The 11,948-nt window shown below is 65.4% G+C and carries 10 protein-coding genes and 1 tRNA gene; 3 read left to right on the top strand and 8 right to left on the bottom strand.

Annotated elements, in window-relative coordinates:
• Window positions 1–71: 71 nt before the first annotated feature.
• The gene (locus K1X74_13690) at window positions 72–1,244 is read left to right on the top strand and encodes a DUF1559 domain-containing protein (GenBank protein ID MBX7167377.1); all 1,173 of its coding nucleotides are present in this window, start codon (window positions 72–74) and stop codon (window positions 1,242–1,244) included.
• A 151-nt stretch (window positions 1,245–1,395) separates the two neighbouring features.
• Here K1X74_13690 and K1X74_13685 read toward each other — a convergent pair whose 3' ends face one another.
• From K1X74_13685 to K1X74_13655, 7 genes are all read right to left on the bottom strand, one after another.
• Window positions 1,396–2,364, bottom strand: a complete 969-nt coding sequence (locus tag K1X74_13685) for a GDP-mannose 4,6-dehydratase (GenBank protein MBX7167376.1) — start codon at window positions 2,362–2,364, stop codon at window positions 1,396–1,398.
• An 8-nt stretch (window positions 2,365–2,372) separates the two neighbouring features.
• Entirely contained in the window at window positions 2,373–3,443 is a 1,071-nt protein-coding gene (locus tag K1X74_13680) for a TerC family protein (protein ID MBX7167375.1), read from the bottom strand.
• A 159-nt stretch (window positions 3,444–3,602) separates the two neighbouring features.
• Window positions 3,603–3,926, bottom strand: coding sequence for a hypothetical protein (locus K1X74_13675; GenBank protein MBX7167374.1), 324 nt, complete (start codon window positions 3,924–3,926; stop codon window positions 3,603–3,605).
• 203 nt (window positions 3,927–4,129) lie between these two features.
• Window positions 4,130–5,194, bottom strand: a complete 1,065-nt coding sequence (locus tag K1X74_13670; protein MBX7167373.1) for a hypothetical protein — start codon at window positions 5,192–5,194, stop codon at window positions 4,130–4,132.
• Window positions 5,195–5,210: 16 nt separating this feature from the next.
• Window positions 5,211–6,203: a hypothetical protein gene (locus K1X74_13665; protein ID MBX7167372.1), complete on the bottom strand. Its 993-nt coding sequence runs from the start codon at window positions 6,201–6,203 to the stop codon at window positions 5,211–5,213.
• A 15-nt stretch (window positions 6,204–6,218) separates the two neighbouring features.
• The gene (locus K1X74_13660; GenBank protein ID MBX7167371.1) at window positions 6,219–7,049 is read right to left on the bottom strand and encodes an HAD family hydrolase; all 831 of its coding nucleotides are present in this window, start codon (window positions 7,047–7,049) and stop codon (window positions 6,219–6,221) included.
• A gap of 15 nt (window positions 7,050–7,064) precedes the next feature.
• Window positions 7,065–8,099, bottom strand: a complete 1,035-nt coding sequence (locus tag K1X74_13655) for a TIM barrel protein (protein MBX7167370.1) — start codon at window positions 8,097–8,099, stop codon at window positions 7,065–7,067.
• A gap of 232 nt (window positions 8,100–8,331) precedes the next feature.
• Here K1X74_13655 and K1X74_13650 point away from each other — a divergent pair, with 232 nt between their 5' ends.
• Window positions 8,332–10,083 carry a hypothetical protein gene (locus tag K1X74_13650; protein MBX7167369.1) on the top strand — a complete coding sequence of 584 codons (1,752 nt, stop codon included), beginning with the start codon at window positions 8,332–8,334 and terminating at the stop codon, window positions 10,081–10,083.
• 22 nt (window positions 10,084–10,105) lie between these two features.
• Here K1X74_13650 and K1X74_13645 read toward each other — a convergent pair whose 3' ends face one another.
• A complete protein-coding gene (locus tag K1X74_13645; GenBank protein MBX7167368.1) occupies window positions 10,106–11,038 on the bottom strand; it encodes a GGDEF domain-containing protein in 933 nt (310 codons plus the stop codon).
• 510 nt (window positions 11,039–11,548) lie between these two features.
• Between K1X74_13645 and K1X74_13640 the strand changes: the two genes are divergently transcribed.
• Window positions 11,549–11,622: transfer RNA gene (locus K1X74_13640), tRNA-Asp, on the top strand.
• Window positions 11,623–11,948: the final 326 nt, after the last annotated feature.

Here is an 11,948-nt window from a genome sequence, read left to right as displayed (position 1 = left end):
TTGAACACATGCAAAGTCGGAACAGGTACTCGAAACGATCGAGCCGCGGGTTCACGCTCGTCGAGCTGCTGGTGGTGATCAGCATCATCGGCATGCTCGTGGCCCTGCTGCTGCCGGCCGTCAACGCCGCCCGCGAAACGGCCCGCAGCGCCAACTGCTTGAGCAACATGACGAACTTAGGGAAGGCGCTGATCAGCTACGACGCGCGGCAGGGCAACTACCCTGGTTACATCAACACGCAAGCCCAGCGCACGAATCAAGTCGACCCGAGCACTTGGGCACAGACGGGTTCGGCGCTCTCCGATCCGATCGCATCGCCGACCGGCTGGGTCTTTCCGTTGCTGACTTACTTGGATCGCAATGACCTGGCAGAACAGTATGGTCAGCGTGGCACCGACGCGGTGCTTGGCGGCCTGCGAGGCGCGCCACCGCGCAATGTGACGTTGAAGGTTGTGCAATGTCCTAGCGACATCAACGCGACGGATGAAGGCGACGCGGGATCGAGCTATGTGGTCAACTGCGGTTTCGAAGACATCGCCGTCCCGCAACCTAGCATTCCGTATTGCACTCCCGGAATCGTTGGGACGGACATAAACGCCGGTGTCAGTCCCGACTATCCAGCGAACGGTGTCTTCCACAACCAATTTCCTTTTACCGGATTGGATTACTCGTTCTATTCGGATGGCTCAGGCACCGACAATTCGCCACTGAACGCAAACTCGTTCAAGATCGTGAAAGTAAGCTCGAGCACGATCTTGAGCGGTGATGGGACGACGAACACGATGATCCTGAGCGAGAATGTCGACGGCGGCGAGTGGACCGACATCCTCGAGCAGGATGTAGGCTTCGTCTCGTGCCCCGCCGGCGGCACGAGCTCTACGCCCTACACGGCGCTGAAGGCGGGAGATGCAGGGGCAACGTTGTACGGTTCGCTTGTGAGCCCCGCGCGCACGGTACAGAAGATCTACTGGATCAATGAAAAGGCGGGGCAAAGTGGTACCGTGTCCGACGCGGCGGAGAGGTATCGTTTTAGCCGTCCGTCGAGCTACCATGCCAACGGTGTGAACGTGTTCTTTGCCGGGGGCAACGGCCGGTTCCTGGCCGACACGATTGATCCGGCGGTCTACGCTCAACTCATGAGCGTGCACGGCACGAAGATGGTCGTGCCGTCGAAAACCGGTCCGGTGCAATTCACCTCGGACTGGAACATTTTCGCGAAGCCGCTCAGCGAAGGCTCGTTCTAACGAGCCTGCCGTCGTCCGGCGATCAACGTTTCGCCAACCCTCACACCCCGCGAGCCCCGTGGCTCGTGGGGTGTTTTTTTGGAGCGAAGCGCTGTGCGGAAAGCAGCCCCCGGGGGCAGTGCACCCCGTTCGATGACCGCCACGACCTGCGTCAAGCCGGCCCCGCCAGTTCGCGGATGATCGCGTCGAGGTCGCGGCGCGGGCGGTCGCCGATCGTGGCCCGCAGCCGCGTCAGGTCGGGCACGCGGACGCGCACGTCCTCGAAATCGGCCGCAAAGGCCGCCGCGTAGCTCTGAAACTCGATCGTCGCCGCGGGATTGACGATCGCCACGACGCGCCGGGCCAGGTCGAGAATGCTGACCGGCACGTCGCTGCCGACGTTGAACACCCGGCCCGCGGCATCGTCGCTGGCCATCAGGGAAGTGATTGCCTCGACGACGTCGGCCACGTGCGCAAAGCAGCGCACCTGCGCGCCGTCGGCATGCACGACGAGCGGCCCCCCGGCCCGCGCCGCGGCGATGAACCGCGGCAGCACCATGCCGTATTGCCCGATCTGCCGGGGCCCGACGACGTTGAAGAACCGGCCCACGACGACCGGCAGCCGATGCTGCCGCCAGTAGGCCAGTGCCAGGAACTCGTCGATCGCCTTCGAGGCGCCATAGGCCCAGCGCGGCCGCGTCGTGGGGCCCAAAACCAGGTCGTCGTCCTCGTTCCAGCGCGGCTTGGGGTTCTTGCCATAGACCTCCGACGAGCTGGCGACGAACAGCTTCACCGCCCGGCCCGCCGCATGCGCGGCCTGCAGCTCGGCCAAGAGCGTCTCGGTCGGGTGGATGTTGGTCTCGATCGTGCGGATCGGATCTTCGGCAATCAGCCGCACCCCGACCGCCGCGGCGAGGTGATACACCTGGTCGACGTCGACCAGCAGCCGTCGTAGCAGCGCGCCGTCGGCCATCGATGCCGGCACGAAGCAGAGGTCCGGAGCATGGGCGACCGCCGCCAGATTCGCGCGGGAACCGGTCGACTCGTCGTCGACCACCGTCACGCGGTGGCCGTCGGCCAGCAGGCGCTCGGTGAGATGGCTGCCGATGAACCCGGCCCCGCCGGTGACAAGGACGTGCATGGCGCTGCTTAGGTGTGCTCGGCCGGCTGTGGTGGCGGCTCGGCCGGCTGATGTTTGCCGCTGGCCAAGAGCCGGTCTTCGCGCCGCTTGACCACCACCGAAGCGGCGATCGCAATCGCCAGGATCGACACGATGACCACCAGCGAGACCTCGGGCGTGATGATGTGCTCGCCGTGATGTTCGACCGTCTGGCCCGGCTCAGGCGGCCAGATCCAGTTGGCCGGCCATTGATCGGGATGTCCGAAAACCTGTTCGACGATCATCTTGCCGCCCACGAAGCAGAGGATCGCACTGAGGCCATAGTTCAAATACCGGAACATGTCCATGATGCCGGCCAGCAGGAAATACAGCGCCCGCAGGCCGAGGATGGCGAACACGTTCGAGGTGAACACGACAAACTGGAAATAGGGCTCGTGCCGGGAGACCACGGCGATGATGGCGGGCACACTGTCGACGGCGAACATCACGTCGATCACGTTGACGACGATCAGCACGATGAACAGCGGCGTGACCATCAGCGCGCCGTTTTCGCGGACGAAGAACTTGTCGCCGTGGTCGCCCAGCGACACGCGAAAGATTCTCCGCGTCCAGCGGACGACGATGTTGTTCTCCATTTCGGGGGCCTCGTCCTGGAACGCCAGCTTGATGCCGGTGTAGATCAGGAACAGCCCGAAGCCCAGCACGACGATGCCATATTGCACGGCGCCGGTGCCAACGAGGATGAACGACATCCGTAGCAGCACGGCGGCCAGAATGCCCCAGAACAGCACGCGGTACTGGTATTTCAGCGGCACGCGGAAATAACCGAAGATCACCGCGAACACGAAGACGTTGTCCATCGACAACGCCCATTCGATCAAATACCCGGTCAGAAACTCGCTGGCCGCTTGGCGCCCCTGCCAGGCGTAAAGCAGGCCGTTGAACAACAGGGCCAACGTGCACCAGATGGCCGTCCAGACGCCGGCCTCGCGGAGGGTCATCTCGCGCGAATGGCGATGAAACACGCCCAGGTCCAGCACCAGCACGGCAACCAGGAAGACGCCGAAGGCGATCCAGTGCCAGAGTTCGACGGTGGCCAACGCAACGACCCTCGGCGGTTCATAAAGCCCAGGCATTCAGTACAACAGGCCCGCGGGGGCAAGCCGCGGGCCTGCATTCGATCACGAAGTGCGTCGGGCCTGCACTCGGTGCGCGGCGCTTGCAAGCAAGTGACCGCGCCAAGGCACAGCGCAAAGCGCTTACCAGCCCATCACCATGTTCGATTCGATGACCTTGCGAGCCCGTTCCAGGTCGGTGCCGGTCTCGTGCATGTACAGGCGAATGGCGTGCACCTTGTCGCCGGCGGCCTTGGACAGGCAGTCCCGGGCCACATGGCACACGTCGGCGCTGCCGGTAATGCCTAGAGCCCCCTTGGAAATCACCCAGGTATCGCGGGGCCGCTTGGTGAAGCGGATGACCCTCTCGGTCGGATAGCTGTCCTGAACGACGGCGCTGGCGGCGTCCTGATCGTTGGCCCAGGTGATGATGATGTGCGACTCGGTCTCAACCTCGAACAATGGCATGGCCAAGGTCCCCCTGCGCAAGCGGTGGAAGACGTGCAAAAACGATCAGGCGGCCGTCGGGGCCCAGCAGGGCGCCTCGGCTGGCCCGCCTGAATCGCGAATTTACGGGGCGCCCCGGATTCCGTCAAACGGCCCGCAAACGTGCGCCAAATCCAAAACGGTCCGCGCGGCCAAATCGGCCTCCAGGGGCAAAACGCGGCGAGTCAATGCGCCTCGTCCCAACGGGCCAGAACCTGGCCGGGCGACGCGGTGCCCGTGGTGCCCAACTGCTGGACGGTGATCGAAGCGACCAGATTGCCGACCGCGGCGGCTTCGACCGCCGTGGCCCCGCACAACAACGATGCGACGATGCCGCTGGTCGCACTGTCGCCGGCCCCGACCGGATCGATTGGCCCCCCAACGGGGTAACCCGGCACGAGCAGGTCGGTGGTTTCGGCCGAGCTGCCCTGCGCCGCGGGGCCGCCCTGCCCTGACGGCTCAACGACCAGAATGCCGGCTGCCCCCATGGTGCAAAACAGTCGCAGTCCCAATTGCCGGGCCAGCTCGCGCGCCGCGGCGCGGCCAAGTTCCGGATCGTCGGACTCGGGCCGCCCCAGTGCCAGCAGGCATTCGCGCAGATTGGGTTTCAGCGTCCCGCATCGGAACCGCGCGATCTGCGCGCGGCTGTCGACGAAGATCAGCTTGGCCGGGTCGCGTCGGGTGAGTTCGACGAGGTGCTCGCGCAGCCGCGGCGTGACCACCCCCCAGCCCTCCTCGTTCACCTGGTCGAGCACGATCAGCCCGTCGGCGTCGGCAAACGCGCGATCGAGCCGCGCGATGACTTCTTCTTCGGTCGCCGCCGAGGGAACCGCGCGATTCCGCAAATCGAGCCGGTTCAGCTCGCGCCACGAGCCGTCGGGCTGGCGCTGCATGGGCTTGGTATAGGTCGGCGTGCGGCGCGCGGGATCTTGCACGATGCCCGCCGGATCGACCGGCAGCCTGGCCAATTCCTGCATCAGGTCATAGGCCTGTCCGTCGTCGCCGATGGTCGAGACCGGCAGCAGCCGGCCGACGCCGAGCGCCGCCAGGTTGTTGATTACCGTGCCCAGCGCGCCGGGGCTGTTGCGGATGCGCGTGACCTGGTACGCCTCGAGTCCCGTCTCGACCGACAATTCGTGCAGGTCGGGATCGATGTCGAGATACCGGTCGAGAAACAGATCGCCCAACAGCGCGATCTTGCGCCGCGGAAAATCGGCAAGGAATTCGGCGAGACGTGCCCGGGCGATCACGGGGTCATGCTCACGATCAGGGGGTCCTTTCCGCGGCCGTGGCCTCGGCCGCCAGGGCCGCGCGCCGCAAATAGGGCACCGTCTGGCGGTGATCGCCGCAGACATAAAAACTCTCGCCGCCGTCGGCCACGGTCCGCACGAGAATCGTCTTCCAGGGGCGATAGTAGTACTGCGGGTTCGACTTGGGCGCCTGTTCGCGCGGGTTGCCCTCGATCTCGATCAGGTCGAACGCGGCCGTCGTGAAGCGGGCAATCTGGCGGCCGTGCTGGTGCGCGACGTTGCGGGCCATCGCCAGGGCCTTGAGATACACCTCGGGCCCCATCACGGCGGTGCCGAAGCAGAGAAACACGCCGCCTTCGAGCCCTTCGACCGTGTGGCAGAGCGTGAGGAAGTCGCGATACGTTGCCACGCCAAACGCGGCCGGGTCGAAGTTCGGATGCTCGTGCAGAATGTCGTACCCGAAGCCGATGTGCACGGTGACGGGCACGCGCAAGCGGTAGCCAGCGGCCAGGACGCTGGTGTCCTTGTGCGGATAGTTGCCTTCGGCGATTTCCCGACCCAAAGCCTCGCCCAGGCCGAGGCCGTCGGCCGCGCCGCGGGCCACGATGTCGTTCATTTCGCCCGTTTCGCGCCACAGGCCGAACTCGCCGCTACGGATATACCGGGCCACGCTTTCGCAGGTCGCGCCGATGCGTGCCAATTCGTAGTCGTGAATCGGTCCGGCGCCGTTCATGCCGATATGCGTGATCAGGCCGCGCTCCATCAGGTCGATCAACTGACGCGCGACGCCGGCGCGAATGACATGCGCGCCCATCAGCATCAAGCGCGCGCCGCCCGACTGCCTGGCAGCGGCCAGGCGCTCGCCGATCGTCGCCAGGCTGTCCATGTGCCCTTGCGGCAACGCGGGGGGCAGTTCGTCGAGCCGCAGCAGCGTGCTGTGCTCGATATCGTGGATCCGCTCGTTGAGCGGCTTGATGATTAACCGGCTGCGGTCGAATTGGGGATACATGGTGGCGACCGGCGTCTAAAGGCCCAGCAAGGCCAGTAAATCTTCGAGGCAACGATAGTCGCCAATGATCACGTCGGCCCCCGCGCGAATCAGGCGGTTGCGCTTCCAGGCGTTGACGCCCGTGCGGCGATCCTCATCGCTGGCCACGCCCACGGCCACGCCCCCGGCGCCGTGCACCTCTTCGATTTCGACGAACCCGTCGCCGAAACCGAGCAACTGCGGACCCTCGACGTGTGCATCGCGGATGATCCGCTCGACGATCATTTTCTTGGAGAAATTCTGGTAGTCGTCCAGGGCGCCGTAGACGTGCTCGCCGAAGAATTCGTCGAGCTTCAACACGCGGAGCTCGTCCTGGACGTATTTCAGATCGGTGCCCGAGGCCAGGTACAGCGTAATCCCTGCTTCGCGGAGCGCGGTCAACAGCTCGCGCGAGCCGGGCACGGTCCACTCCTCGCGATGGAGCCGACCGCTGCGCAGACCTTCGACTCGCTGGCCGACCTGTTCCCAGAGCAAATCGTGGTAGACGGACTTGTAATCGAGCGCTTCGCGCGGCTGGCCGCCCCGGGCCTTGACCTCTTCGACCAGTTGCAGCATCTGGTAGATGGTCTGCTTGCCGTTTAAGCGCATGACGAATTCTTCGACGTGCGTGGCGAGCGCCTCGCGCGACTCGCCGGTGCCCGTGGCCGCCAGCACGTCGACCATCATGGGGATCATCGTCGCCTGCCAATTGCGGCGAATGAGCGACAGCGTCCCGTCGAAATCGAACATCGCCGCGCGAAAGTCGCCCCGACGGAAGTCGGGACGCAGCACTTCGATCGCGGGCGAAGAATCCAGGGCCTCGGTCATGGGGTTTGCCGTGCCCTATCCCGCGAGGAGATGTTCGAGGATGTACAATTCGAGACCTTCGTAATCGAGCGCCTGCCGGTAGGCCTCGACCTTCGACTCGTCGACCGCACGGACCAGCTTCAGCAGCCGCTGGAACATCCGCAGGCTGTTGGCCAGGTGCTTCGTCTGGTCGGCTTGCTTGGTGGTGCGCATCGCCTTGACGTCGAGCCCCACCACGCCGATTTCGTAATACTTCGCCCGATCGAGCACCCACACCTGGTTGAAGGCGCGGCGCAGATCGACCGAGCCGAACGTCTTGTCCTGATCGTATTTCAGGCCGTTCTGGTCGTTGAGGTGCACGCCCCACAGCTTGCCGTGCCAGAGGGCATAGGCCATGTCGTCGGCCGGGTCGAGGCCGGCGAGAATACTGTGAGCGCTTTCGATCAGGACCCCGACGCGGGCCGGGTCGCTGGTGCGGTAGAGCAGACCCATGAAGTGCCCGACCGACGGGCAGTAGGCCTGGTCCATCGGCTCATTAGGCTTCATCTCGCCGACAATGCGGATCTTCGGGTCGTAGGCCAGCATGTCGTTGATCGCGTCGACCAACCGGCCGACGGACGCAGCGCCGTCCTTGGCCTCGCGAATGTACGTCCCCTCGCGGGCCGGCCAGAGGACGATCAGGTCGATGCCGAGCATGTTGGCGATGTCGATCGCACGGCGAGTGCGATCGCGTGCATACTTGCGGGCCGCGGCGCTGTTGGCCGTGTAGGCCCCGTCGACCGTCTTGGGGTCTTCCCACAGCCGCGGTGCGATGAACTCGGCGGTGAGCCCTTCACCGTCGAGCATCTTCTTGACTTTGGCCACGCCCTTGGCGGTTTGCGTCGCGTCCCAATCGGCCGGCACGACGTCGTCGTCATGAAACTGGACGTACGAAAAGCCCAACTCGGCGTAGGCGGCGATCTTCTTGGCGAAGGGAACTTCCTTGCGCACGACGGGACCAAAGGGGTCGGCGCCCTGCGAGATGTTCCAGGGACCGAAACTGAACCGATACTCGCCCTTGGCCTTGGCCATGAAGAATCTCCGCAGGATTTCCGCAAAAACGGCCAGTGTAGTCATTCGCTGCATGCTGGCAAGCCGGGTGGCAGCAGCACTGTGCCAGCACGCCCGAGTTGGACCACATGCCGGCTGCCGGCGACTGCTCTTGCCGCGGGGGAAAGAGGCGGGAAGAATCGCCCCAACTTCGCGCGATCCTTCCCCGCGGCCTCCCTCGACTATTTGCCTGCAAGCACTCCGGCGGCCACCCTTGAACGACTTGTCCAAGCTCCTCGCGACACGTCTGGCGGCCGCCCAGCATTGGCATCTCGCGCCGCCCGCAGATAGCGCCGCACCGGGGGACCCCTCGGAGTGGTGCCGCGCCATCGCCGCCTCGCACACGGTCCTGATCAAACAAGGCGCCGGCCGCGCCACCTACCGCGTCGAATCTGCGTCGCAAGTCATGTTTGTCAAACATTACACGGCCCGCTCGTGGCGCGAGCGGCTGCGCTGCTGGCTGCGCGGCAGCGCCTCGCGGCGCGAGTTCGAGCATGCGTCCGTGCTCGCCGCCCGAGGTATTCCGGCCATTCGGCCTCTAGCCTGGGCCGAGCGCCGAGCGCGGGGCAGCGTGGCCGAGCATTTCTTCCTGAGCGCGGCCCTCGAGCAGGCCACTTCGCTCGACGACTACCTCGCGCAGCGGCCGCATCTCGATCTCGCGGTGCGCGCGCAATTCGACGACCGGCTCGTCGACGGCCTCGCCACGCAGTGTGCCGCCTGGCATCGGGCCGGGGTCGTCCACGACGACCTGCACGGTGGAAACCTGTTGGTGCGCACCCTGGCCGACGGCACACCCAGGTTCTTCCTCGTCGACTTGCCGGGCATCCAGTTCGCCGCCTCGCTCGCCTGGCGGCCAAGCCGGCACTTGCTGGCCATGCTCCTCTCGGCCATGCATCTCCACGCCACGCCGGCCATGCTGGCTCGTTTTTGGGAGCGTTATCGGGCCGAACGGCCGGAGCTCGACGGAAGCGACGCGCCTCTCGAGGCCCAGCGCATCGTCAAGCTCGCGCACGGCATGGCCCTGCGGCTGCTCGACCGGCGCGACCGGCGCGTCTGGCGCGAAAACCGCGAGTACTATCGCGTGGCGAACCGTCAGGGAGTGGCCTACGCTGCGGCCAGCGTGCCCCGCGAGCGCGTCGCCAGCTTGCTGGCCAATCCCCAGGCGCCATTCCGCGCTCATCGCGACGCGCCGATCAAGATCAGCCATTCAAGCTTGATCGTGCGCGGTACCGAGAACTGGGGCGACTCGCCATGGACGCTCGCCTACAAGCGGTACCGGCCGCGCACCACGCTCAAGTGGCTGCTCGCCCTGGCCGGCGCGCGGGCCGCGCGGCGCGATTGGTACTGGGGGCACGCCCTGGCAGCCCGCAAGATCGCCACCGCGCGCCCGCTGGTGCTCGTGCTACCACGCCACGAGCGCAGCGCGAGCTACCTGGTCAGCGAGTGGATCACCGGGGCCAAGAATCTGCACCTTTGGGCCTGGTCCCTGGCCCGGCATCCGCGCCGGCAACGGCACGCCGCGGCGCAGCGCTGCGCCGTGCAACTCGGCGAGTTGATCGGCCGTTTGCACGCCTGGAATCTCGCGCATCGCGATCTCAAGGGCGCCAACCTGGTCGTCAGCGAAACGCACGGCGACCTGAGATGTCACCTCGTCGACCTCAAGGGACTGCGGCGCGTGCGGCAAATTTCCCTACGTCTGCGAGCCCGAAACCTTGCCCGCTTGCTGGCCAGCGCGTCGGCCCATGCCTGGATCTCGCGCACGATCCGCTTGCGATTCCTGCAGGCCTATGTGCGCCAGCAACCGCAGCGAGACGTGTGTTGGAAGGCCCTGTGGCGCGCCGTCGATCGGGAAAGCGCGGCGGTCCTGGGCCGGTGGCGCGAAGGCGAAAGTTCGGCGCGCCCATCCATCGCCACGGTCGATGTCGCGAGGCGCTCCACGCAGGCGCCTCGGCGCATCGCGGCCTGAGGCTGCTCCGCTCGGGCAGCGTCTAGCTGGCGAGGCTCGCCGGCTCGGAGTCTTCGGTCTCCGCGCTGACCGGGCTCACCTGGTCGGCGTCGTGCATGGCCGTCTGATTGCGGCCGCACTGCTTCGCATGGTAGAGCGCCGCATCGGCGCGGCTCAGCAGGGTGTGATCGTCGTCGTTGTCCTGGGCCTCGGCGACTCCGCAGCTGATCGTGACGCTTGTCGTGCCGTTGATCCGCAGGGCCTCGATGGCCCGCCGCACGCGCTCGGCCAACACGATCGCCTCGTCGATCCGCGTTTGCGGCAGGATCGCGATAAACTCCTCCCCGCCGAAGCGACCCACGATGTCCGATTCACGGGCCTGATCGTCGATCACCTGGGCCACTTCGCGCAACACCTGGTCACCGTGCAGGTGGCCGTGTTGATCGTTGATTTGCTTGAACAGATCGACGTCGAACAGAACAATCGAGAACGGCTGCTGATAGCGGAGCCGCATCCCGAACATCATCTCGAGCGATTCTTCGATGGCCCGGCGGTTGCGGACATTGGTCAGGGCGTCAGTCCGCACTTCGGACAGCGCCATCAGCATATTGGTTTGCTGCCGCAACTCGTCGTAGGCGTGCGAAATCCGCGTGGCCAACTGCATGGTGGGATGCAGGACCTGCTCGGCCTCGAGCCACAACTGCTTCCAATCGCTGTCATTCAATTCGGAATCGATCGTGCCGATGCGATCCTTGAAGCGCTGCACGCTCGACTGGTGGCGCGAGAGTTCGCGACGAATCGTGGCGGCGATCTGGTCTAACTGCGCCGCAACGGCCTGAGCGCGCGCCAGCTCGCGCCGGCTCCGCTCCGTGTTGCTGTTCGTCTCGACGGAATGCCTCCGCCCGACCAGATAGCCGACCAGCGCGATCAGCGCCAGACCAACGACGTGCGGGATGGCAAGCAACGAAAGTCCCATGAAATCCATCCGACTACTGGGCAAGCACGACCGGTAGGGCCGCGTTTGGACGCTGCAAATCTAGGTTGCCTGGGCGCCGCCGGCGCACCGGGACAGGTGAAAAACACAGCTCGCTACTGGCACCCCTAGCCCTCTTCGTTACCGCCGCGAAACGCCGCGCAATGCGAAAAACCCGATGGCGACCGCCACAATCATCAAGATCAGCCACTCTTGAGTGCCAAAATGGCTCACTTCGCGCATCGCCTGCTTGTACCAATGCCACATGCTCGAACTCCTCGCGCGCCCGCTCGCAAAGCCCGGCTGCAGTTCAAAGGTAGTTCAAAGGTGCAGGCGCCGTCGGCGCTGCGCCGCGGAGCGCGAACATCGGATACCGGAGGTGTCTCTGGTAAGGGTCGTATGGCTCGCACCCCTTGGCCCCAGGCAGTGGTTTTCCCCCCGCCGGAGACCGCCTTGCGAGCCGAAAGAGCGGCAGTATAATTCGGGGTCTGTCCCCTGCCCGGGAGACCTCCCGGGGGCGTAGCTCAATTGGTTAGAGTACCGGACTGTCGATCCGGTGGTTGCGGGTTCGAGTCCCGTCGCCCTCGCTTGCGGTTGACGCGGCTTCGCTGCGTCGTTACAGCACACGAACGTCTGAGGAGCGGCCGTCGGCGACGACGGTCGGGGTCTATCGAGGTCTCTACCTCGTTGGAGCACCCGGTACCCCTCAGGCGTTCTCTTTTTGCGCCCTGGCGGGCTGCTCGAGACGTTGATGTTTGGTTCGAATCGGTTGGCTCGAGCACGCCAGCGGCGATCGTGGGGCTGCCATTTTTTGGCGCTCGGCCATGGACCGGCTCTGGTACCAACTCAGCGGCCGCAGTGACCTTCCCCCTTCAATCCGACCCACGTTGAATGCGAGAATCGCGGCCGGGCG

The organism is Pirellulales bacterium, assembly GCA_019694435.1.
Lineage (GTDB): Bacteria > Planctomycetota > Planctomycetia > Pirellulales > JAEUIK01 > JAIBBZ01.
The sequence above is the reverse complement of the archived record's forward strand: the minus strand, read 5'-3'. Positions and strand labels throughout refer to the sequence as shown.